The organism is Streptomyces sp. NPDC093071 (genome assembly GCF_044754545.1).
Classification (GTDB): domain Bacteria; phylum Actinomycetota; class Actinomycetes; order Streptomycetales; family Streptomycetaceae; genus Streptomyces.
In genome coordinates this window covers 269288-292719 of the sequence record NZ_JBIVPH010000003.1, presented here as the reverse complement: position 1 = coordinate 292719, position 23432 = coordinate 269288, and the positions used below count along the sequence as shown (strand labels likewise).

The 23432-nt window shown below is 72.3% G+C and carries 17 protein-coding genes; 10 read left to right on the top strand and 7 right to left on the bottom strand.

All coding sequences use genetic code 11. The features are described 5' to 3' along the window. Window positions 1-15 precede the first annotated feature (15 nt). The gene (locus tag ACIQD7_RS12620) at window positions 16-1113 is read left to right on the top strand and encodes a DivIVA domain-containing protein (RefSeq protein WP_351973847.1); all 1098 of its coding nucleotides are present in this window, start codon (window positions 16-18) and stop codon (window positions 1111-1113) included. A gap of 219 nt (window positions 1114-1332) precedes the next feature. Here the strand turns inward: ACIQD7_RS12620 and ileS are convergent, their stop codons facing one another. Then, a complete protein-coding gene (gene ileS / locus ACIQD7_RS12615; RefSeq protein ID WP_402441552.1) occupies window positions 1333-4476 on the bottom strand; it encodes an isoleucine--tRNA ligase in 3144 nt (1047 codons plus the stop codon). 549 nt (window positions 4477-5025) lie between these two features. Here ileS and ACIQD7_RS12610 point away from each other — a divergent pair. The 6 genes from ACIQD7_RS12610 (at window position 5026) to ACIQD7_RS12585 (ending at window position 10555) form a co-directional block, all read left to right on the top strand. After that, window positions 5026-5811, top strand: a complete 786-nt coding sequence (locus ACIQD7_RS12610; RefSeq protein ID WP_402441551.1) for a TraR/DksA family transcriptional regulator — start codon at window positions 5026-5028, stop codon at window positions 5809-5811. A gap of 454 nt (window positions 5812-6265) precedes the next feature. After that, on the top strand, window positions 6266-6850 hold the full coding sequence (gene lspA, locus ACIQD7_RS12605) for a signal peptidase II (RefSeq protein ID WP_402441550.1): 585 nt from the start codon (window positions 6266-6268) through the stop codon (window positions 6848-6850). Window positions 6851-6867: 17 nt separating this feature from the next. Further along, on the top strand, window positions 6868-7809 hold the full coding sequence (locus ACIQD7_RS12600) for an RluA family pseudouridine synthase (protein WP_121833682.1): 942 nt from the start codon (window positions 6868-6870) through the stop codon (window positions 7807-7809). Beyond that, window positions 7806-8273 carry a GNAT family N-acetyltransferase gene (locus ACIQD7_RS12595; protein WP_121833681.1) on the top strand — a complete coding sequence of 156 codons (468 nt, stop codon included), beginning with the start codon at window positions 7806-7808 and terminating at the stop codon, window positions 8271-8273. Before ACIQD7_RS12600 ends, ACIQD7_RS12595 begins: the two co-directional genes overlap by 4 nt. A gap of 76 nt (window positions 8274-8349) precedes the next feature. Continuing rightward, entirely contained in the window at window positions 8350-9936 is a 1587-nt protein-coding gene (locus ACIQD7_RS12590; RefSeq protein WP_402441549.1) for a Na+/H+ antiporter, read from the top strand. A 37-nt stretch (window positions 9937-9973) separates the two neighbouring features. Beyond that, complete coding sequence (locus ACIQD7_RS12585; protein WP_383410959.1) at window positions 9974-10555, top strand: dienelactone hydrolase family protein; 582 nt, start codon at window positions 9974-9976, stop codon at window positions 10553-10555. Between the two features lie 72 nt (window positions 10556-10627). Here ACIQD7_RS12585 and ACIQD7_RS12580 read toward each other — a convergent pair whose 3' ends face one another. The 5 genes from ACIQD7_RS12580 to ACIQD7_RS12560 all read right to left on the bottom strand — a co-directional run bounded on the left by ACIQD7_RS12580 (window position 10628) and on the right by ACIQD7_RS12560 (window position 16867). Then, window positions 10628-11617 carry a zinc metalloprotease gene (locus ACIQD7_RS12580; RefSeq protein ID WP_402441548.1) on the bottom strand — a complete coding sequence of 330 codons (990 nt, stop codon included), beginning with the start codon at window positions 11615-11617 and terminating at the stop codon, window positions 10628-10630. Window positions 11618-11943: 326 nt separating this feature from the next. After that, window positions 11944-13593 (bottom strand): alkaline phosphatase D family protein, encoded by a 1650-nt coding sequence (locus tag ACIQD7_RS12575; protein WP_402441547.1) that lies wholly within the window; start codon window positions 13591-13593, stop codon window positions 11944-11946. A gap of 305 nt (window positions 13594-13898) precedes the next feature. Further along, a complete protein-coding gene (locus tag ACIQD7_RS12570; RefSeq protein WP_383410967.1) occupies window positions 13899-14714 on the bottom strand; it encodes a DsbA family protein in 816 nt (271 codons plus the stop codon). Window positions 14715-14784: 70 nt separating this feature from the next. Beyond that, window positions 14785-15471 (bottom strand): hypothetical protein, encoded by a 687-nt coding sequence (locus ACIQD7_RS12565; RefSeq protein ID WP_402441546.1) that lies wholly within the window; start codon window positions 15469-15471, stop codon window positions 14785-14787. Window positions 15472-15508: 37 nt separating this feature from the next. Next, window positions 15509-16867, bottom strand: coding sequence for a DUF2252 domain-containing protein (locus ACIQD7_RS12560; RefSeq protein ID WP_402441545.1), 1359 nt, complete (start codon window positions 16865-16867; stop codon window positions 15509-15511). Between the two features lie 190 nt (window positions 16868-17057). On the opposite strand from ACIQD7_RS12560, the gene dnaE reads away from it, so the two are divergent. Further along, entirely contained in the window at window positions 17058-20597 is a 3540-nt protein-coding gene (gene dnaE, locus ACIQD7_RS12555; RefSeq protein WP_402441544.1) for a DNA polymerase III subunit alpha, read from the top strand. A 73-nt stretch (window positions 20598-20670) separates the two neighbouring features. Here the strand turns inward: dnaE and ACIQD7_RS12550 are convergent, their stop codons facing one another. Beyond that, window positions 20671-20844 carry a hypothetical protein gene (locus ACIQD7_RS12550; protein WP_163013880.1) on the bottom strand — a complete coding sequence of 58 codons (174 nt, stop codon included), beginning with the start codon at window positions 20842-20844 and terminating at the stop codon, window positions 20671-20673. Between the two features lie 226 nt (window positions 20845-21070). Between ACIQD7_RS12550 and ACIQD7_RS12545 the strand changes: the two genes are divergently transcribed. Both ACIQD7_RS12545 and ACIQD7_RS12540 read left to right on the top strand, forming a co-directional pair. Further along, window positions 21071-22402 carry an NYN domain-containing protein gene (locus ACIQD7_RS12545; protein WP_402441543.1) on the top strand — a complete coding sequence of 444 codons (1332 nt, stop codon included), beginning with the start codon at window positions 21071-21073 and terminating at the stop codon, window positions 22400-22402. A 20-nt stretch (window positions 22403-22422) separates the two neighbouring features. After that, complete coding sequence (locus ACIQD7_RS12540; RefSeq protein ID WP_401502659.1) at window positions 22423-23403, top strand: ABC transporter ATP-binding protein; 981 nt, start codon at window positions 22423-22425, stop codon at window positions 23401-23403. Window positions 23404-23432 lie beyond the last annotated feature (29 nt).

Sequence of the window (23432 nt, the reverse complement as noted above, 5' to 3'; positions counted from 1 at the left end):
AGAGGTGAAGAAGAGATGCCGCTGACTCCCGAGGACGTGCGGAACAAGCAGTTCACGACCGTCCGCCTTCGAGAAGGCTATGACGAGGACGAGGTCGATGCCTTCCTCGACGAGGTCGAAGCCGAGCTGACCCGCCTGCTTCGCGAGAACGAGGACCTGCGCGCCAAGCTGGCCGCCGCGACGCGCGCCGCCGCGCAGAACCAGCAGCAGCAGGGTATGCGCAAGCCCCCGGAGCAGCAGGATCGTCCCGTCGGTCCCGGGGCTCCGGTACCCGCCGCCATATCCGGACCGCCGGTCCAGCAGCAGCCGCCGCAGATGGGCCCGCCGCAGCTGCCTTCCGGTGCCCCCCAGCTTCCCGCCGGCCCCATGCAGGGCGGCCCCATGCAGGGCGGGCCCATGGGTCCCGGCCCGATGCAGGGCGGGCCCATGCAGGGTGGACCGATGGGTCCCGGCCCGATGCAGGGCGGCCCGATGGGTCACCCGCAGCAGATGCAGCAGCAGCCCGCGCAGGGTCCCGGCGGCGACAGCGCCGCGCGTGTCCTCTCGCTGGCCCAGCAGACCGCGGACCAGGCGATCGCGGAGGCCCGTTCCGAGGCCAACAAGATCGTCGGCGAGGCGCGCTCGCGCGCCGAGGGCCTGGAGCGGGACGCCCGCGCCAAGGCCGACGCCCTGGAGCGGGACGCGCAGGAGAAGCACCGCGTCGCGATGGGCTCCCTGGAGTCCGCCCGCGCCACCCTCGAGCGCAAGGTCGAGGACCTGCGGGGCTTCGAGCGCGAGTACCGCACGCGTCTGAAGTCGTACCTGGAGTCGCAGCTGCGCCAGCTGGAGACCCAGGCCGACGACTCGCTGGCTCCGCCGCGCACCCCGGCCGCGGCCTCGCTGCCGCCGGCCCCGTCGATGGCCTCGGCCGGTGCCGGTGCGCCGTCCTACGGCGGCGGCACGATGGGTGGCGGCCCGTCCATGGGCGGCGCCCCGTCCTACGGCGGCGGCCAGCAGCAGATGTCCCCGGCGATGACCCAGCCGATGGCTCCGGTCCGTCCCCAGGCACCGCAGCCGATGCAGCAGGCTCCGGCGCCGATGCGGGGCTTCCTGATCGACGAGGACGACAACTGACGGCGCGCGACCGCGCGACGAGCGCGTAGCCGTCGGCAGGCTACAAGGGCCGGCCCCCGGGAAACCGGGGGCCGGCCCTTTGCCGTGGGCGGGGTGAGTGCGGTGAGGGTGAGTGCGGGGCGGGGGCGCCGTGCGTCCGGGTCGGCGTCCGGTGCGGGGCGGGGGAAACGAAAGGCCCTGCTCCCAGGAAACCGGGGAGCCGGGCCTTCGTCGTGCCGGTTACGCCTTGCGGAGGCGGAAGGTCAGGTTCAGGGACTCGTCCGTGAACGGGGTGCCGTAGGTGTCGTCGGCCTCGCCGTTGGCGTGGTCCGTGGCCAGGACCTCGTCCGCGATGAGGGCCGCGTGGGCCGTCAGGGCGTCGGTGGTCTCCGGGGAGCCGGAGGTCCAGCGCAGGGCGATGCGGTCGGCGACGTCCAGGCCGCTGTTCTTGCGGGCCTCCTGGATGAGCCGGATCGCGTCACGGGCCAGGCCCGCCTGCCGCAGCTCCGGGGTGATCTCCAGGTCCAGGGCGACCGTCGCGCCCGCGTCCGAGGCGACCGACCAGCCCTCGCGGGGGGTCTCCGTGATGATGATCTCCTCAGGGGTGACGGTGATCGTCTCGCCGTTGACCTCCAGGGGCGCCTCGCCGGAGCGCAGGGCCAGGGAGAGGGCCGCCGCGTCCGCCGCCGCCACCGCCTTCGCCACGTCCTGGACGCCCTTGCCGAAGCGCTTGCCCAGGGCCCGGAAGTTGGCCTTCGCCGTCGTGTCGACGAGCGAGCCGCCGACCTCCGAGAGGGACGCAAGGGAGGAGACGTTCAGCTCCTCCGTGATCTGGGCCCGCAGCTCCGGGGAGAGGGCCGCGAAGCCGTTGGCCGCCACCAGGGCGCGGGAGAGCGGCTGACGGGTCTTCACGCCCGACTCGGCGCGCGTCGCCCGGCCCAGCTCCACCAGACGCCGGACGAGCAGCATCTGCTCGGAGAGCGTGCCGTCGATCAGGGACGCGTCCGCCTCCGGCCAGGTCGCCAGGTGGACCGACTCCGGGGCGCCCGGGGTCACCGGGACCACCAGGTCCTGCCAGACCCGCTCGGTGATGAACGGGGTCAGCGGCGCCATCAGGCGCGTGACCGTCTCCACGACCTCGTGCAGGGTCCGCAGGGCCGCCTTGTCGCCCTGCCAGAAGCGGCGGCGGGAGCGGCGCACGTACCAGTTGGACAGGTCGTCGACGAACGCCGACAGGAGCTTGCCGGTGCGCTGGGTGTCGTACGACTCCATCGCCTCGGTCGCCTCGGCCACCAGCGTGTTCAGCTCGGACAACAGCCACTTGTCGAGGACCGTGCGGTCGGCCGGGGCCGGGTCCGCCGCGCTCGGCGCCCAGCCGGACGTACGGGCGTACAGCGCCTGGAAGGCGACCGTGTTCCAGTACGTCAGGAGGGTCTTGCGGACGACCTCCTGGATCGTGCCGTGGCCCACCCGGCGGGCCGCCCACGGCGAGCCGCCGGCCGCCATGAACCAGCGGACCGCGTCGGCGCCGTGCTGGTCCATCAGCGGGATCGGCTGGAGGATGTTCCCCAGGTGCTTGGACATCTTGCGGCCGTCCTCGGCGAGGATGTGGCCCAGGCAGACCACGTTCTCGTACGACGACTTGTCGAAGACCAGGGTGCCGACGGCCATCAGCGTGTAGAACCAGCCGCGGGTCTGGTCGATCGCCTCGGAGATGAACTGCGCCGGGTAGCGGCTCTCGAACAGCTCCTTGTTCTCGTACGGGTAGCCGTACTGCGCGAACGGCATCGAGCCCGAGTCGTACCAGGCGTCGATGACCTCCGGGACGCGGACGGACTCCAGGGAACAGCCGTCCTCGGGGCAGGCGAACGTGACCGCGTCGATGTACGGGCGGTGCGGGTCCAGGCCCGACTGGTCGGTGCCGGTCAGCTCGGTCAGCTCCGCGCGCGAGCCCACGCAGGTGAGGTGCCCGTGCTCGCAGCGCCAGATCGGCAGCGGGGTGCCCCAGTAGCGGTTGCGGGAGAGCGCCCAGTCGACGTTGTTGGTCAGCCAGTCGCCGAAGCGGCCGTGCTTGACCGACTCCGGGAACCAGTTGGTCCGCTCGTTCTCCGCGAGCATCCGGTCCTTGACCGCGGTCGTGCGGATGTACCAGGACGGCTGCGCGTAGTAGAGCAGCGCCGTGTGGCAGCGCCAGCAGTGCGGGTAGCTGTGCTCGTACGCGATGTGCTTGAAGAGCAGGCCGCGCGCGTCCAGGTCGGCGGTCAGCTTCTCGTCGGCCTTCTTGAAGAAGACGCCGCCGACCAGCGGCACGTCCTCCTCGAAGGTGCCGTCGGGGCGGACCGGGTTCACGACCGGCAGGCCGTACGCCTTGCAGACCCGGAGGTCGTCCTCGCCGAAGGCGGGGGACTGGTGGACCAGACCCGTGCCGTCCTCGGTCGTCACGTACTCGGCGTTGACGACGTAGTGCGCCGGCTCCGGGAAGTCGATCAGCTCGAACGGGCGCTCGTACGTCCAGCGCTCCATGTCCTTGCCGGTGAAGGTCTCACCGGTGGTGACCCAGCCCTCGCCGAGCGCCTTCTCGACCAGCGGCTCGGCGACGACGACCTGCTCGTCGCCGTCGGTGGCGACCACGTAGGTGACCTCGGGGTGGGCGGCGACCGCCGTGTTGGACACCAGGGTCCACGGGGTCGTCGTCCAGACCAGGAGCGCCGCCCGGCCGGCCAGCGGTCCTGAGGTCAGCGGGAAGCGGACGTAGACCGAGGGGTCCACGACCGTCTCGTACCCCTGCGCCAGCTCGTGGTCCGAGAGGCCGGTGCCGCAGCGGGGACACCAGGGGGCGACCCGGTGGTCCTGGACCAGCAGGTCCTTGTCGAAGATCTGCTTCAGCGACCACCAGACCGACTCGATGTACGAGGGGTCCATGGTCCGGTACGCGTCGTCCAGGTCGACCCAGTAGCCCATCCGGGTCGTCAGCTCGGCGAAGGCGTCGGTGTGGCGGGTCACCGACGCGCGGCACTTGTCGTTGAACTCGGCGATGCCGTACGCCTCGATGTCCTTCTTGCCGGAGAAGCCGAGCTCCTTCTCGACGGCGAGCTCGACCGGCAGGCCGTGGCAGTCCCAGCCGGCCTTGCGGGCCACGTGGTAGCCGCGCATGGTCCGGAAGCGGGGGAAGACGTCCTTGAAGACGCGGGCCTCGATGTGGTGGGCGCCCGGCATTCCGTTGGCGGTGGGCGGGCCCTCGTAGAACACCCACTCGGGGCGGCCCTCGGACTGCTCCAGGGTCTTCGCGAAGACCTTGTTCTCCTGCCAGAAGTCGAGCACGGCGTGCTCGAGGGCGGGCAGGTCGACCTGGGCGGGCACCTGGCGGTACTGCGGCGCTGTCATGCGGCGGACTCTCCTCCGGACGGACGGTTCTGCTTCCGTCGGAGGGACGAGAGCGCTGCTCCCGCGGTACCACCCTCCTTGGCTCCGGACGTGACCGACCCGAGCCCCCTCATTGGGGTCGCGACGCCGGGTCTAGTCGCCGCACCCCGGGGTGCGGCTTTCTTCCGGCGGCTCCGGGGTGATGCTTCACATCGGGCTCGCCCCCGGGCTCTCACCGTCCCCGGGTCGCTCATGGCTGCGTACGACGCTACTCGTCCCCATCCAAGCCTTTCGCTGAGCCCAGTGTACGGGCCCCCGGGAACGGGGGCGGACCGGTTTTCCGTGACCCGAATGGCCACACGGCGGGCGCCGGACCCGGTGTGGGGCCATGTGGGGGAGGGGAGGGGCGGATAACCGGGCGGGGAGCGGGGCACAACGGATGCGGGCCGCCCCGGCGGGGAGCGGGGGCGGGTGGGAACGGCGGCGTGCCCCGTTGCCGCGGGCCTCGGGCCGATTTATCGTCCCAGCACGATTCGCGAGCAAGATCACAAAATGTGAAGGGGCCGCGACATGGTGGCGAAGAAGACCGCCGCGAAGAAGACCACGGCCGGGAAACGGACGGCGGTCGCCGGGCACCCCACGGTCGCGGAGGAACCGTCGGCCCCCGAGAAGAAGGGGGCCGGCGGGGCGGGCGCCAAGAAGGCGGTCGCGAAGAAGGTGGCGGCCGCGAAGAAGACGGTCGCGAAGAAGGCCGCGGCGGCCAAGAAGGCCGTCGTGGAGAAGACGGGAGCGGCGGCCCCCGCCGAGGCGGCCTCCGCCGAGGACACCGCCGCTCCGGGCGCGCCCGCCAGGAAGGCGTCCGCGCGGAAGCAGACAGGAGCCAGGACGGTGGCAGCGAAGAAGACCGCGGGTGGCGTGACGACCGTCGAGGACGGGGCGGCGGTGCCCCCGGCCCGTACCGGCGAGCTCGCGGTCCGTCCGGGCGAGGACCCCTGGACGCCGGAGGAGGTCGCCGAGGCCCGCAACGGGCTCCAGGCGGAGGTGCTGCGGCTGCGCAGCGAGCTCGCCCACTCCCAGGAGGAGCTCACCGGCCTCATGCGGGACTCGGGCGACGGCGCCGGGGACGACCAGGCCGACACCGGCACCAAGAACATCACCCGCGAGCACGAGCTGGCCCTCGCGGCCAACGCCCGGGAGATGCTGGAGCAGTCCGAGCACGCCCTGGAACGGCTCGACGCCGGCACCTACGGCCTGTGCGAGGTCTGCGGCAAGCCGATCGGCAAGGCCCGTATGCAGGCCTTCCCGAGAGCCACCCTCTGCGTCGAGGACAAGCAGCGTCAGGAACGGCGCGGCTGAGGGAACGGGACCGGGTACGGCCCCGGGGCGGGGCCACCCGGCCTCCGGCGGTGCGCCCGGCGTTCGGGCCGCCGACGCCGGTACGGGGCCGGGCCCGGGGGTGACGGGGCGGATCACCGGTGACCCGGCGGGGACGCCGGGCGGTGGCGCGGGGCGCGGGCGGCTTCGGCGGCGGGCGGCCCGGCGGCTGCGCCCGGCCTCCTGGCGGGTGCGGCGGTCCGGGCCCTCGGGTGACGGGACGGATCACCGGTGGCCCGGGGCGCGGGTGGCTTCGGCGGCGGGTGGTTCGGCGGCTGCGGCGGTCCGGGGCCCGGGCGGCTCCGGTGGCCGGGGGCCGGGCGTGGAGGCGCGGCGGGCTCCGGGCGTCGCGGGCGTGGTCTCGGGCGTCGGGGTCGTACGTCTGTGCCGTACCCTCGGTGCACGGTCAGGCATCGAGGTCGAGGGACTCACTCACGTGGCAGAGGCGGAGCGCATCATCGGTACGCCGGATTCAGCAGGGGCCGACGAGTCGGCGGCCTCCGACGGCACGGACGCCCCCGCGGAGCGTCCCCGGGGCAGGCGCAGGGTCGTCGCCCTGTTCGTGGTGGCCCTCCTGGCCTACCTGCTCGATCTCGGCAGCAAGATCCTCGTGGTCGAGAAGCTGGAGGGCCGCGAGCCGATCCGGGTGATCGGCGACCTGCTCCGCTTCGACGCCATCCGGAACCCGGGCGCCGCCTTCGGCATGGGCGAGGCCTTCACGATCATCTTCACCTGCATCGCCGCCGCCGTCATCGTCGTGATCGTCCGGCTCGCCCGGAAGCTCTACAGCCTGCCCTGGGCCATCGCGCTCGGCCTGCTGCTCGGCGGCGCCCTCGGCAACCTCACGGACCGGATCTTCCGCTCGCCGGGCGTCTTCGAGGGCGCGGTCGTCGACTTCATCGCCCCCGCGCACTTCGCCGTCTTCAACCTCGCCGACTCGGCGATCGTCTGCGGCGGCATCCTCATCGTGATCCTGTCGTTCCGGGGCCTGGACCCCGACGGGACCGTCCACAAGGACTGACAAGGCATACTCGACGGGTGAGCACGAGTCCCGAGATCCGCACCCTGCCCGTTCCCGATGGCCTGGAGGGCGAGCGCGTCGACGCCGCCATCGCCCGCATGTTCGGGTTCTCCCGTACGAAGGCGGCCGAGCTGGCCGCCGCCGGGAAGGTCCAGGTCGACGGCTCCGTCGTCGGCAAGTCCGAGCGGGTCAGCGGCGGCGCGTGGCTGGAGGTCGAGATGCCGGGCGCGGCCGCGCCCGTGCAGATCGTCGCGGAGCCCGTCGAGGGCATGGAGATCGTCCACGACGACGACGACATCGTCGTCATCATGAAGCCGATCGGCGTCGCCGCCCACCCCAGCCCCGGCTGGACCGGCACCACCGTCATCGGCGGCCTCGCCGCCGCCGGCTACCGCATCTCCACCTCCGGCGCCGCCGAGCGCCAGGGCATCGTGCACCGCCTCGACGTCGGCACCTCCGGCCTGATGGTGGTCGCCAAGTCGGAGTACGCGTACACCTCGCTCAAGCGCCAGTTCAAGGAGCGCACGGTCGACAAGCGCTACCACGCGCTGGTCCAGGGGCACCCCGACCCGATGAGCGGCACCATCGACGCCCCCATCGGCCGTCACCCGCAGCACGACTACAAGTGGGCGGTCACCGCCGACGGCAAGCCCTCCGTCACGCACTACGACCTCATCGAGGCGTACCGCTCGGCCTCGCTGCTCGACATCAAGCTGGAGACGGGCCGCACCCACCAGATCCGGGTGCACATGTCCGCCCACCGCCACCCCTGCGTCGGCGACCTCACCTACGGCGCCGACCCGACGATCGCCAAGCGCCTCGGCCTGACCCGGCAGTGGCTGCACGCCGTCCGCCTCGGCTTCGAGCACCCCGGCGACGGCTCGTGGGTCGAGTTCGCCAGCACCTACCCCGAGGACCTGCGCAAGGCCCTGGACCGGATCGAGGCGGAGAGCCGGTGAGCACCGCGTACGAGGTCCGCGAGGTCCTGGGCGACGAGGACCGGGAGGCCTGCTTCGCGGTCCGCCGCGAGGTCTTCGTCGAGGAGCAGGGCGTGCCCCGGGAGCTGGAGTACGACGCGTACGACGCGACCGCCGTGCACGTCCTCGCGGTCCGCGAGGACGGCCTGCCGCTGGGCACCGGGCGCCTGCTGCACGGCGCCGACGCGCTCGGCAAGACCGGCGGCGACGCCTCGGTGGGCTCCCTCGGCCGGCTCGCGGTCGCCAAGGCGGCCCGCGGCCTCGGGGTCGGCGCGGCCCTGGTCCGGGGCATCGAGGAGGCGGCGCGCGAGCGCGGTCTGACCGCCGTCGACCTGCACGCGCAGACCCACGCCCTCGGCTTCTACGAGCGGCTGGGCTACGAGGCGTACGGCCCCGAGTTCCCGGACGCGGGCATCCCGCACCGGGCCATGCGGAAGGCGCTGTAGGGCCGGTCCGGGCCGCCCGCCGCGGCGCCCCGGGGACAACACGTGTGAAAAGACGCCCGCGTGGCAGGCTGGGCCCGTGGATCAATTGGCCCTGCTGTTCCTGCTGCTCCTCGGCGCCCTGCTCACCGTCCCGCTCGGCGAGCGGCTGGGGCTGCCCGCGCCCGTCCTGATGACCCTCGTCGGGATCGTGCTGGCCTTCCTGCCGTTCGTGCCGAACGTCGAGATCCCGCCGCAGTACATCCTCCCGCTGGTGCTGCCGCCGCTCCTCTACGCGGCCGTGCAGCGGACCTCCTGGCGCCAGTTCGCGGCCAACAAGCGGCCCATCTTCCTGCTCGCGGTGGCCCTGGTCTTCGTCACGACGGCGGCCGTCGGCGCCGTCGCCAACGCGCTGGTGCCCGGCATCCCGCTGGCCGCCGCCATCGCGCTCGGCGCCCTCGTCGCCCCGCCGGACCCGGTCGCCGCGACCGCCGTCGCGGGCTCGCTCGGACTGCCCCGCAGGCTCGTGTCGATCCTGGAGGGCGAGGGCCTCTTCAACGACGTCACCGCGATCGTGCTCTACCACGTGGCGATCGCGGCCGCCGTCAGCGGCACCTTCTCCGTGCCCGAGGCGGCCGGTGCCCTGGTGCTCTCCGCCGTCGTCGCCGTGGTCGTCGGCCTGGGACTCGGCTGGCTCTCCAACAAGCTCATCGGGTTCCTCGGCGACGCCACCCTGCAGACCGGGCTCACTCTCCTCGTCCCCTTCGTGAGCTACGTGCTCGCCGAGGAGCTGCACGGCTCCGGCGTCCTCTCCGTCCTGATCACCGCGCTCTTCCTGGCCGAGCACGCGGCCGACGCCGACGACGTCATGGGCCGGCTCGCCGGGCAGACCTTCTGGGAGATCGTCGACACCCTCGTGACCGGCATCGCCTTCGGCCTCATCGGCCTGGAGGTCGTCCACGTCTTCGGGTACGCGGACGGGCACGTCCTGGAGATGCTCGGCTGGGGCGCCGCCGTGGCCGGGACGGTCGTCGTCGTGCGGCTGCTGTGGCTGCTGCCCGCGACCTGGCTGGCACAGAAGATGCACACGCTCCGGGACGTGGACGAGGAGATCCCGGTGAGCTGGCGGGAGACCGTCGTCATGTGGTGGGCGGGGATGCGCGGGGTGGCCTCGGTGGCGCTCGCGCTCGCCGTCCCGCTCACCACCGACGACGGCGAACCCTTCCCCGGCCGCGCGGAGATCGTCTTCATCGCCTTCTGCGTGATCCTCACCACGCTCGTCCTCCAGGGGCTCACCCTGCCCGCCCTGGTCCGGCGGCTCGGGGTGAAGGCGGACGCCGAGGCCGAGCGGGCCCTGGAGCGCGAGCTCGCGGTCCGGGCCGCGAAGGCGGCCAAGCGGCGGCTCAAGGAGATCGAGGAGGTCGAGGAGCTGCCGGAGGAGGTGCAGGAGCGGCTCCACCGCGGCGCCTTCGACATCGGGGCGCGGATCAGCCCGGACATGGTGGACGACGAGCGGCGGGCCGCCTTCGCGGAGCGGGCGGACCGCTTCAGGGCGGTGCAGCGCATCCAGAGGGAGCTGATGTCGGCCGCCCGGCACGAGGTCCTGGCGGCGCGCAGCGAGCCGGGCGCCGACCCCGAGGTGGTGGACCGGGTGCTCCGCCAGCTCGACGTGCGCAGTATGCGCTGAGCGGGGGCGGGCCGCCGCGGGTGGCAGGATGGCGGGCATGGACATCATGCTTTTCCACTCGGTGTACGGCGCGCGCCCGGCCGTGGAGGCCGCGGCCGACCGGCTGCGGGCCGCCGGGCACCGGGTGTGGACGCCGGACCTCTTCGACGGCTGGACCACCGACTCGGTGGAGGAGGGCATGGCGAAGCGGGACGAGATCGGCAAGGACGAGCTGCTGAAGCGTGCGATCCTGGCCGCCGCCCCGTACTCGGAGCGCGGTCTCGTCTACGCCGGCTTCTCGCTGGGCGCGTCGGTCGCGCAGACCCTGGCCCTCGGCGACGAGAAGGCGCGCGGCCTTCTGCTGCTGCACGGCACCTCGGACCTGGCGCCGAACGCGTCGGCGGACGAGCTGCCCGTACAGCTGCACGTGGCCGAGCCCGATCCCTTCGAGACGGACGACTGGCTGTCCGCCTGGTACCTCCAGATGGGCCGGGCCGGGGCGGACGTGGAGATCCACCGCTACCGGGGCGCCGGGCACCTGTACACGGACCCGGAGCTGCCGGACTGGGACGCGGAGGCGGCCGAGCGGACCTGGGCGGTGGCGCTCGCGTTCCTGGAGGAGCTGGCGGACGCCTCGTAACTCCGCTCGGACGTGCGCCGGGGGCGCGGCGGGACCCTTCCCGCCGCGCCCCCGGTGTGTTCCCGGAGCCGGTCAGCCCGCGCGGTACGCGGACCAGTGCTGGCTCATCCGGGACACCTGGCCCGCGGTGAACTGGTACATGCAGGAGTCGTACGTGTAGTCCATGAAGTTGTGGATCGGGTCGGCCCCCGCCGTGGTGCAGGTGTCGCGGCCCGTCGGGCACTCGTACGCCGGGCTCGACTCGGCCGGGGTGTCGGCCACGGAGTCGCCGCTGCCGCCGCAGCCGCCCTGGAAGGTGTGGTACAGCCCCATCCAGTGGCCGACCTCGTGCGTTCCGGTGTCGCCCTGGTTGTAGTTGGCCGCCGAGCCGCCCGGGAGCGAGGCGTCCAGGACGACGACGCCGTCCATCTTCGGGTTGGAGGCGTACGAGGTCGGGAAGGTCGCCCAGCCGAGGAGGCCGCCGCTCAGCTTGGCGGTGTAGAAGTTCAGCGCGCCCGCGCCGCCCTTGCGGAGCGTCTGCTTCATCTGCTTCTCGGCGCTGGAGCCGGAGGCCAGGTTGTACCAGCTGGAGTTGTTGGTGTAGTCGGTGCCGGCCAGCGTGAACTGGAAGTTGGTGTTCACGTTGCCGGTGCCCTGGCCGCCGTAGGCCGCGTTGAGGACGGCGATCTGGCTGTTGATCGCGGAGGCGGAGAGCTTGCCCGTCGTCCCGGAGTGGATGACGTGGAAGTAGACGGGGATGGTGACCGCCGCGGCGGCCCGGCCCGAGGCGGCGGCGCGGCCGGCGCCGGCGGTCGCGGCCGGGGAGAGCGACGCCAGTCTCTTCTTCAGGTCGGCGTCCATCGCCTTGGCCTGGGCGGCCGAGACCTCGTTGGGCTCGGCGGCGTGGTGGTCGGCGCCGCGCGCCTTGCGGGCGGCGGAGACGGCACCGTCCTCGCACTCCTCGGCGGAGGGTGCGGCGGAGACGCGGTCGGCGGGGGACGCGCCGGTGGCGACGGGGGCGGAGAGCGGCGCCAGGGCCAGGGTTCCGGCCATGACGGCGGTACCGATGACACGACGTGACATACGCGGGGATATACGGGCAAGAGCACGCATGGTGACTCCTCGTGGGGGGTGGGTGGAGGAACTTCCTCCGCCACGCCGGGGAGATTACGCGTCCATGTCAGCCGTCGTTGAGGAGTGATCAGGCCCAATCATCCGTCGGGCAATTCGGTGCAACGGGAAGAAAATCTTCTGCGCCTTCCGGAGTTTGAGACGTCGACGTAATGGTCGAGGGGAGGGAGGCGGGTGGTGTGTCCGGATTCGATCGCTGGAGCTCGCCACCCGCCGTAGCCGTGTGATCTCCCGTTAACAGAAGGGATCATGGCTGAAAACAGACCCTCGCGGAGGCCTCAGAGGACCGGCTGGTACACCCGCTCGACACGCTGCGTTCCGCTCGCCGTCCGGTACGAGCGCGCCCAGGCCGTCGTCGCGTCCGGGTCCGCCTTGTCGGAGACCGTGTAGTAGTCCATCTGCGAGCGGGCGGCGGTCACGTCCAGCACGCCGTAGCCGTGGTGGTCCATGTCCACCCACTTCACGTGCCGGTTGGCGGCCTTCACGGCGGTCGCCGCCACCACCGAGAGCGTTCCCGGCGCCACGTGCAGCAGGTCGTCCAGGTTGTCCGAGCTCACCGAGGTGACCACGAACTCGGTCGCCGCCGAGGCCGAGAGCGGATACGTCGCGGCCTTCACCGGCACGTCGTTGGCCCAGGCCATGTGGATGTCGCCGGTCAGGAAGACCGTGTTCCGGACGCCCCGCGCCGTCAGGTGCGCCAGCAGTTCCCTCCGGTCGTCCGTGTAGCCGTCCCACTGGTCCACGTTGACCGCGAGCCCCTCCTTCGGCAGGCCCGTCAACTCCGCGAGCGGCTCCAGGAGGTGGGCGGGCAGGGCGCCGAAGGCGACCGGCGAGATCATCACCGAGGTGCCGACCAGCTGCCAGGCCGCGTCCGAACCGGCCAGCCCCGCCTTGAGCCAGTCCAGCTGGGCGCGGCCGGTGATGCTCCGCTCCGGGTCGTCCACCGCCCCGCTGCCCGTCCTCGCCTGCGCCGAGCGGAACGAACGCAGGTCGAGCAGGTGCAGATCGGCCAGCCTGCCGAAGCGCAGGCGCCGGAAGACCGTGCCCTCGGTGGAGGCCCGGACCGGCATCCACTCGAAGTACGCCTGCTTGGCGGCCGCCACCCGGGCCGCCCACGCCCCCTCGGCGCCGGGAGTGTGGTTCTCGGCCCCGCCCGTCCAGGCGTCGTTGGCGAACTCGTGGTCGTCCCAGATGGCGATCACCGGGTGCGCCGCGTGCAGCGCCCGCAGGTCGGGGTCCGTCTTGTACGTTCCGTGCCGGGCGCGGTAGTCGGCGAGCGAGACGGTCTCGTGACGCGGCTCGTGGGCCCGGACGGTGTACTTCGCGTCGGGGTAGGCCCCGCTCGCGTACTCGTAGAGGTAGTCCCCGAGGTGGAGCACCGCGTCCAGGTCGGCGCGGGCGGCCAGGTGGCGGTAGGCGGAGAAGTATCCGGACTCCCAGTTCGCGCAGGAGACCACGCCGAAGCGGACGCCGGGCGCGGCCGCGTCGGCGGCCGGGGCGGTGCGGGTGCGGGCGGGCGGCGAGACCACGCCGTCCGCGGTGAAGCGGAACCAGTAGGCGGTGGCCGGGAGCAGGCCCCGGACGTCCGCCTTCACGGTGTGGTCGGTGGCGGCGCCCGCCGTGGTCGTGCCGGAGGCCACGACCCGGGCGAAGGCGCGGTCCTCCGCGACCTCCCAGCCGACCCGGACGTCGGGGCCGAGGCCGGAGCCGGGTACGGCCTCGGGGACGGGGGTGACGCGCGTCCAGAGCAGGACGCCGTCGGGCAGCGGGTCGCCGGAGGCGAGGCCGTGGAGGAAGGCGGGCGCCCCGGTCCCCGCGAGGGCGGGCGACGCGGTGCCCAGGAGGGCGGGCGCGGCGACGGCGGTGGCGGCGGCGGCCTTCACGACCGTCCGGCGGGTGGGGGCGGAGGATATGAAACGACTGGTCACGGGCAGTCAGATTACTGACGGGTATGACCGGAGGGCAGACGAAATCCGGAAGTTCGCCGGTCGGTCGCCGCAGGGACGCCGGGATGCCGGGAGCCGGTCCGGCGACCCGGACGGACCTCGGCCTCGGACGGGCCCCGGCCTCGGACGTACCCCGGCCTCGGGCACACCCCGGCCCCGGATGCCCCCCGGCCCCGGACCGTCTCGGGTCCGGGGCCGGGGGGAAGGCGCGCCGTCAGGGGCGGGGGCGTCCTTTGAACGAGGAGCGCCCTTTGAACGGGGGGCGCTCTTTGGACAGGGGGCGGGCGTCAGCCCTTGAGGGCCGCCGTGATCGCCGTCGTGAACTGCTCCGGAGTCATCGGCGGGTTGTCCGTGCCCTGGACCGTCACGGGCTTGCCGTCCATCTTCAGCGTCGGGGTGCCCTTCACCCCGCTGTCGTCGAAGGCCTTGGACATCTTCATCGCCCACGCGTCGAAGGTGCCCTCCTCAACGTTCTTCTTGAACGCGGCGTTGCCCTTGAGCGCCGGGACCGACTCCGCGACCTCCAGGAGGTAGGAGTCCTCGGCGAACTTGTCGTCGTTCTCCTCCGGGTGGAACTTGGCGGAGTAGAGCGCGGACTTGTACGTGAGGAAGGCCTCCGGGCTCACGTCCAGGGCCGCGCCGAGCGCCGAGAGCGCGTTCTTCGAACCCTCGCCCGGGACGGCGTCGTCGATGAAGGTGGCGCCGACGTACCGGATCTTGTACTTGCCCGCCTCGACGTCCTTCTCCACCGTGGAGCCCACGCCCTGCTCGAAGGTCGCGCAGACCGGGCAGCGCGAGTCCTCGTACAGCTCCAGGGTCTTCTTCGCGGACGCCTTGCCGACGACGACCGTCGTGCCGTTCGCGCCCGAGGTGTTCTTCGGGGCCGTGACGGTCGTCGCCTCGGCCGCCGCCTCCCAGTGGGAGGGCTTGTTGGCCTGCACCACCGCGTAGCCGACGCCGCCGGCGAGGGCCAGGACGGCGACGGCCGAGCCGGCCACGACGAGCTGCCGGCGCGCCCGGTCCTTCTTCGCCTGCCGCTCGCGCTCCTCGCGCAGCCGCTCGCGGGCCGCCGCCTTGTTGGCCTTGCTGTTGCGTGCACTCATGATCGTTGTCTCCGTGGGGATCCGTGGAAAAGTCCGTGGAAAAAGGGGGGAAGGGGCCGCGAGGGCCCGCTCAGACGAGAGCGGGACCCGGACGCGGCGGCCCCCGCCGCCCCACGGAGTGCACGAGGAGCCGGGTGCGCGAGGACCGGAGCGGGCCCCCGGGACGCCCGGTGCGCCGGGGCGCCGGACCACCCGTACGGAAGAAGGCCGCCACGAGCAGCAGCGGCCGGAACGCGAAGGCCTCCACCGCGCCCACCAGCCGGGCCAGCGCCCGCTCCCCGCCGCGCAGCCAGCACGCCGCCGAGAAGCCGACGCCCACGTGGGCCAGGAGCAGCAGCCACGGCAGCGCCGGGTCGGGGGAGGAGAGGAGCGCGGCCGCGTGCCCGCTCTCCGGGGCCGCCACGCCGGGCAGCGGAGCCCCCACGGCGCCGCCGCAGAAGACCTCCACGCCCACCGCGCGCAGCGACCCGGCGACCGGGCCGCCGGCGGAGCCGTAACAGACCGCCTGGCCGCTGGTGAAGAGCGTGTCGGCGGCCAGCTCCAGCGGGACGAGGAGCCCGGCGATCGGGCCGAGGCCGCGCTCGCGGCCGGCCAGCGCGTACGCCACGGCGAAGACGGCGGCGGCGACCGGGACGACCGCGCCCACCGGCAGCGGCACGCCCGAGAGCAGCACGTGGGACGCCACGGACAGCGTCACGACCAGTGCCGTGAAGAACGCCGCCCGCAGCGCCCTCAGCTGCGTCCCTGCCATGTCCATCGCCCAGGAGTGTCCCACGGGGGCGCGTAAGGGGTCCCTAAAGGGAAGCTGTGGACGTCTCCCCGGGGCCCCGGAGCCCCGGGATCCGGCCGTTGCGGAAGAGGTCCACGAAGATCTGGTGGTCCGCCCGGGCCCGGGCCCCGTAGGCGTGCGCGAAGTCCACGAGCAACTCCGCGAAGCCCTCCCCGTCGTCGCCGATCGCCGCGTCGATGGCCCGCTCCGTCGAGAACGGCACGAGCGAGTGGCCGCTGGAGTCGTCCGCCGCCGCGTGCATGGTGGCCGTCGCCCGGCCCAGGTCCGCCACGGTCGCCGCGATCTCGGCCGGGTCGTCGATGTCCGACCAGTCCAGGTCCACCGCGTACGGCGAGACCTCCGCCACCAGCTGCCCGGCGCCGCCCAGCTCCGTCCACCCCAGCCAGGGGTCCGCGTGCGCCTGGAGCGCCCGCTGCGAGATCACGGTCCGGTGCCCCTCGTGCCGGAAGTAGTCCCGCACCGCCGGGTCCGTCACGTGCCGGGAGACCGCCGGGGTCTGCGCCTGCTTGAGGTAGATCACGACGTCGTTCTCCAGGGCGTCGCTGTTGCCCTCCAGGAGGATGTTGTACGAGGGGAGGCCGGCCGAGCCGATGCCGATCCCGCGCCGCCCGACCACGTCCTTCACCCGGTACGAGTCGGGGCGGGCCAGGCTGGACTCCGGCAGGGTCTCCAGATAGCCCTCGAAGGCCGCCAGGACCTCGCGGCGGGTGTCCGCGTCCAGCGCGAGTGCGCCGCCGCCCGCCGAGAAGCGGCGCTCGAAGTCCCGGATCTCGGTCATCGAGTCGAGCAGCCCGAAGCGGGTCAGCGACCGGGCCCGGCGCAGGGCGCCGAGCAGCGGCCCGGCGGCGGTCTCCAGGGTGAAGCCGGGCGCCTCGTCGTCCTCGGCGCCGGTCGCCAGGGCGTGGATCCGCTCCCGGTAGGCGGCGGCGCAGATCCGCACCAGCTCGGTGATCTGCCGGTCGCTGAGCGCCTTGGCGTAGCCGATCAGGGCGAGCGAGGCCGCGAGCCGCTTCAGGTCCCAGGTGAACGGGCCCACGTAGGCCTCGTCGAAGTCGTTGACGTTGAAGACCAGGCGCCCGTTGGCGTCCATGTACGTGCCGAAGTTCTCGGCGTGCAGGTCGCCGTGTATCCAGACCCGGCCGGTGCGCCCGTCCAGGTACGGCCCGCCGTCCGCCTCCCGCTCCAGGTCGGAGTAGAACAGGCAGGCGGTGCCCCGGTAGAAGGCGAAGGCGGATCCGGCCATCTTGCGGAACTTGACCCGGAAGGCCGCCGGGTCGGCGGCGAGCAGCTCGCCGAAGGCGGTGTCGAAGACGGCGAGGACGTGCTCACCGCGCTCGGCGGCGGTGGGCTGGGGGACCGACATCGGGATGCCTCCTGGTACGGGACGTGCACGCAGAGTGTTCACGACAAAAGGGACAGCTGTTCCCCATCCCCCAACGCGCGACCCTAGCCCCCGAGTGCCCCGTCCGACCCTCCCGCCCGACTAGACTCCGACACCGTCCCCCGCAGCCTGCCCGCAGCCTGCCCGTCGTCGTTCCCGGAGGCCTCCCGCCGTGACCAAGCCGCCCTTCACGCACCTCCACGTCCACACCCAGTACTCGCTGCTGGACGGTGCCGCGCGGCTGAAGGACATGTTCGACGCGTGCAACGAGATGGGCATGACGCACATCGCCATGTCCGACCACGGCAACCTGCACGGGGCGTACGACTTCTTCCACACGGCCAAGAAGGCCGGGGTCACGCCGATCATCGGCATCGAGGCGTACGTCGCCCCCGAGTCCCGGCGGAACAAGCGGAAGATCCAGTGGGGCCAGCCGCACCAGAAGCGGGACGACGTCTCCGGTTCCGGCGGTTACACCCACAAGACGATCTGGGCGGCGAACGCCACCGGACTCCACAACCTCTTCCGGCTCTCCTCCGACGCCTACGCCGAGGGCTGGCTCCAGAAGTGGCCCCGGATGGACAAGGAGACCATCTCCCAGTGGTCCGAGGGCCTGATCGCCTCCACCGGCTGCCCCTCCGGCGAGCTCCAGACCCGGTTGCGCCTCGGCCAGTTCGACGAGGCCCTGAAGTCCGCCTCCGAGTACCAGGACATCTTCGGCAAGGACCGGTACTTCCTGGAGCTGATGGACCACGGCATCGAGATCGAGCACCGGGTCCGCGACGGCCTCCTGGAGATCGGAAAGAAGCTCGGCATCCCGCCGCTCGTCACCAACGACTCGCACTACACCTACGCGCACGAGGCGACCGCCCACGACGCCCTGCTCTGCATCCAGACCGGCAAGAACCTCTCCGACCCGGACCGCTTCAAGTTCGACGGCACCGGCTACTACCTGAAGTCCACGGACGAGATGTACGCCGTCGACTCCTCGGACGCCTGGCAGGAGGGCTGCCGCAACACCCTCCTGGTCGCCGAGCAGATCGACACCACCGGCATGTTCGAGGCCAAGAACCTCATGCCGAGGTTCGACATTCCCGAGGGCTACACCGAGGTCACCTGGTTCCGCGAGGAGACCATGCGCGGTATGCACCGCCGCTTCCCCGGGGGCATCCCCGAGGACCGCATGAAGCAGGTCGAGTACGAGATGGACACCATCATCTCGATGGGCTTCCCCGGCTACTTCCTCGTCGTCGCCGACTTCATTATGTGGGCGAAGAAGCAGGGCATCGCCGTGGGCCCCGGCCGTGGCTCCGCGGCCGGCTCGATCGTCGCGTACGCCATGGGCATCACCGACCTCGACCCCATCCCGCACGGACTGATCTTCGAGCGCTTCCTCAACCCCGAGCGCATCTCCATGCCCGACGTCGACATCGACTTCGACGAGCGCCGGCGCGTCGAGGTGATCCGGTACGTCACGGAGAAGTACGGCTCCGACAAGGTCGCCATGATCGGCACGTACGGCAAGATCAAGGCCAAGAACGCCATCAAGGACTCCGCGCGCGTCCTCGGCTACCCGTACGCCATGGGCGACCGGCTCACCAAGGCCATGCCCGCCGACGTCCTCGGCAAGGGCATCGACCTCGACGGCATCACCAACCCCTCCCACCCGCGCTACAGCGAGGCGGGCGAGATCCGGGCGATGTACGAGAACGAGCCCGACGTGAAGAAGGTCATCGACACCGCCAAGGGCGTCGAGGGCCTGGTCCGGCAGATGGGCGTGCACGCCGCCGGCGTGATCATGTCCAGCGAGCCGATCGTCGACCACGCCCCGATCTGGGTGCGGCACACCGACGGCGTCACCATCACGCAGTGGGACTACCCGCAGTGCGAGTCGCTCGGCCTCCTGAAGATGGACTTCCTGGGCCTGCGCAACCTCACCATCATGGACGACGCCGTCAAGATGGTGAAGGCGAACAAGGGCATCGACCTCGACCTGCTCGCCCTGCCGCTCGACGACCCGAAGACCTTCGAACTGCTCCAGCGCGGCGACACCCTCGGCGTCTTCCAGTTCGACGGCGGCCCCATGCGCTCGCTGCTCCGGCTGATGAAGCCCGACAACTTCGAAGACATCTCCGCCGTGTCCGCCCTGTACCGGCCGGGCCCGATGGGCATGAACTCGCACACGAACTACGCCCTGCGCAAGAACAAGCAGCAGGAGATCACCCCGATCCACCCCGAGCTGGAGAAGCCGCTCGAAGAGGTGCTCGCGGTCACCTACGGCCTCATCGTCTACCAGGAGCAGGTCCAGAAGGCCGCCCAGATCATCGCCGGGTACTCGCTCGGCGAGGCCGACATCCTCCGCCGCGTGATGGGCAAGAAGAAGCCCGAGGAACTGGCGAAGAACTTCACCATCTTCCAGGCCGGCGCCCGGAAGAACGGCTACAGCGACGAGGCCATCCAGTCCCTCTGGGACGTCCTGGTCCCCTTCGCCGGCTACGCCTTCAACAAGGCCCACTCCGCCGCGTACGGCCTTGTCTCCTACTGGACCGCCTACCTCAAGGCCAACCACCCGGCCGAGTACATGGCGGGGCTCCTCACCTCGGTCAAGGACGACAAGGACAAGTCCGCCGTCTACCTGAACGAGTGCCGGCGCATGGGCATCAAGGTGCTGCCGCCCAACGTCAACGAGTCCGAGTCGAACTTCGCCGCCCAGGGCGACGACGTGATCCTCTTCGGCCTCACCGCCGTCCGCAACGTCGGCACCAACGTCGTCGAGTCGATCATCAAGACGCGCAAGTCCAAGGGGAAGTACTCCTCCTTCCCCGACTTCCTCGACAAGGTCGAGGCCGTCGTCTGCAACAAGCGGACCGTCGAGTCGCTGATCAAGGCCGGCGCCTTCGACGAGATGGGCCACACCCGCAAGGGCCTGGTCGCCCACCACGAACCCATGATCGACAACGTGGTCGCGGTCAAGCGCAAGGAGGCCGAGGGGCAGTTCGACCTCTTCGGCGGCATGGGCGAGGAGACCAGCGACGAGCCCGGCTTCGGCCTGGACGTCGTCTTCTCCGACGTCGAGTGGGAGAAGTCCTACCTGCTCGCCCAGGAGCGCGAGATGCTCGGCCTCTACGTCTCCGACCACCCGCTCTTCGGCATCGAGCACGTCCTGTCCGACAAGACGGACGCGGCGATCTCCCAGCTCACCGGCGGCGAGCACAGCGACGGCGCGGTCGTCACCATCGGCGGCATCATCTCCGGCCTCCAGCGCAAGATGACCAAGCAGGGCAACGCCTGGGCCATCGCCACCGTCGAGGACCTGGCCGGCTCCATCGAGTGCATGTTCTTCCCGGCCACCTACCAGCTGGTCTCCACCCAGCTCGTCGAGGACACGGTCGTCTTCGTCAAGGGCCGGCTCGACAAGCGCGAGGACGTGCCCCGGCTCGTCGCCATGGAGCTCCAGGTCCCCGACCTGTCGAATGCCGGGACCAACGCGCCGGTGATCCTCACCATCCCCACGGTCAAGGTCACCCCGCCGATGGTCAGCAGGCTCGGCGAGATCCTCAAGCACCACAAGGGCAACACCGAGGTGCGGATCCGGCTCCAGGGCCCGCGCAAGACCACCGTGCTGCGGCTCGACCGGCACCGGGTGACGGCCGACCCGGCGCTCTTCGGCGACCTGAAGGTGCTGCTCGGCCCGTCCTGCCTGGCCGGCTGATCCCGTCCCGCCCGCACGCGCAAGGGGCGCGCCCGTCGTCACGGGCGCGCCCCTTTGCCGTACGCGAAAGCCGTCAGTTGTGGCCGAAGCGCTTCTGGCGGCCCTTGCGGGCGACGTCGCTCGGGAGGACCTGGGACGCGCGCTGCGCGGCCTCGGACTCCATCGCCGACTGCTGCGCCTGCTGGGCGCCGCGCTCGGCCGGGGACTGCTGCTTCTGACCGCGGTTCTGGTTCCGGTTCTTGGCCATGGTGATGCCTCCTCAAGGGAATTAGGGGCCAGGGCCGCTGTCAGACTCACATACGGTACGAACCGCCGCATGTTGGATCATTACGGAGCGTCAGTGCCCCGCCGAACAGGACATTCGCCACGCCGATGATCCAGTTCCGACCGTCAAGCCACCGGCGGTCGGGCAGACTCGAAGGAAACCCGGAGCAACTTCCGATCCCGAGTCCGACCCCCAGGGCCGAAAGAGGGTGGAACACGTGGACCGCTGCGTCGTCCTGGTGGACGCCGGCTACCTGCTGGGCGCCGCCGCCAGTCTCCTCGCCGGGGAACCGGCCCGTTCCCGGATCACCGTCGACCACGCCGCGCTGATCCAGCAGCTGCGGCAGCGGGCCGAGGCCGAGACCGCGCTGCCCCTCCTGCGGATCTACTGGTTCGACGGCGCGCCCGACCGGGTGCCCCAGCCCGAGCACCGCAGGCTGCGCGTGATGCCCCGGGTCACCGTCCGGCTCGGCGCCCTGACCAGGAGCGACGGGCGCTGGGCGCAGAAGGGCGTCGACGCGGCCATGCACACCGAGCTGACCGAGCTCGCCCGGAACAGGGCCTGCTCCGACATCGTCCTCGTCACCGGCGACGGCGACCTGCTGCCCGGCCTCATGTCGGCCAAGGAGCACGGCGTCGCCGTCCACCTCTGGGCCGTCCAGGCCGCCGACGGCGACTACAACCAGTCCGAGGACCTCGTCGCCGAGGCCGACGAGCGGCGGGTCCTCGACCGGGCCTGGATCACCCGCGCCGTCCGCGCCAAGGACCTCACCGGGCTCTGCGCGCCCCCGCCGGCCCCGCGCCCCGAGATCGCCGCGATCCTCTCCGCGCCGCTGCCCGAGGCCGCCCTCGCGGCCTCCGCCGAACGGGCGGCGGCGGCCGTACGGAACGGGAGCGCGGCCCCGGCCGAGGTGAACGGCTCCTCCGCCCCCGCCGACGACGGACACGGCCACGACCACGACCGCGCCGGGGAGAACGGGCGCGCCCCGGCCCAGAGCAGGGGAGTCCCCACCCCCAAGGACCTCGCGGGGCTGCGCGGCCCCGCCGCCAACGGCACCCACGGCGTCCACGGCCCGCACGGCTCCGCCACGGCGCAGAGCGCCAGCGCGCTCCGCTGGTCCTCCGACCGGGGCTGGGTCGAGCGCCCCGCCCCCCTCGGCGAACCGGCCGAGACCGCGTCCCTGCCCACCCTCGCCACGCTCACCAGCGCCGAGCAGCGCTGGGCCGACCGCGAGGAGGACATCACCACCGTCGGCGGCGACCCCTTCGAGGTCGGGCAGGTGTTCGCCCGCCGCTGGATGGAACGCCTCCCGGAGCAGAGCCACGTCCAGAAGCTCTCCACCCTCTACCCCCGCATCCCGCACCGCATCGACGGCGAACTCCTCCGCTACGCGGCCCGCTTCGGACTCCTCGCCCACAAGGACGACCAGATCGACGAGCACGACCGGTACGCGATCCGGGCCGGCTTCTGGCGCGAGATCGACGTCCGCGCCGCCGCCGAACACGCCCCCGCGCCCGGAGCGGGCCCGGCGACCCCGTAGGCTCTTCCTCCGTGAGTACGGTGTGCGCGGTGCGGGATCTGGTCAAGACGTACCCCGCCACGCGCGGCGGGCGCGGTGCGCCGGCGACCCCCGAGGTGCGGGCCACCGACGGGATCAGCCTCGACGTGCGCGGCGGCGAGATCTTCGGGCTGCTCGGGCCCAACGGGGCGGGCAAGTCCACCCTCGTCCGCCAGGTGACGGGGCTCATGCGGCCCGACTCCGGCTCCGTCGAGCTCCTCGGCCACGACCTGGTGCGCCACCCCGAGCGGGCGTCCCGCCTCCTGGCCCACCTCGGGCAGGAGTCCACCGCCCTCGACGAGCTGACCGTCGCCCTCGCCGCCGAGACCACCGGCCGGCTGCGCGGCCTCGCCGCCCGCGACGCGCGCGCCGAGCGCGACGCCGTCCTGGAGGAGCTCGGTCTCACCGGGCTGGCCTCCCGGCCCCTCAAGAAGCTCTCCGGCGGACAGCGGCGCCTCGCCTGCGTCGCCGCCGCCCTCGTCGGCCGGCGGCCCGTCCTCGTCCTCGACGAGCCCACCACCGGCATGGACCCGGTCGCCCGCCGCGCCGTCTGGGCCGCCGTCGACCGGCGGCGCGCCGAGCACGGCACCACCGTGCTGCTCGTCACCCACAACGTCATCGAGGCCGAGACCGTCCTCGACCGGGTCGCCGTCCTCGAACACGGCCGGGTCATCGCCTGCGACACCCCGGCCGGGCTCAAGGAGCGCGTCGCGGGCGAGGTCCGCGTCGAGCTGGTGTGGCGCGAGACCGCCCCCCTCCACCTCCCCGAGGTCGCCGCCCTGCGCGGCCTCGCCCAGGAGACCGGACGGCGCTGGACCCTCCGCCTCGCCCCCGACGCGGCCCGCGCGGCCGTCGCCACCGTCACCGGCGGCGCCGCCTTCGCCGCCCTCGACGACTTCACCCTCGCCACGCCCAGCCTGGAGGACGTCTACCTGGCCCTCGGCGGGGCGACGAAGGGCACGGAGGGGCTGGTGAAGGGATGACGCCCCACCACGCGCCGGGCCTTTCCGTC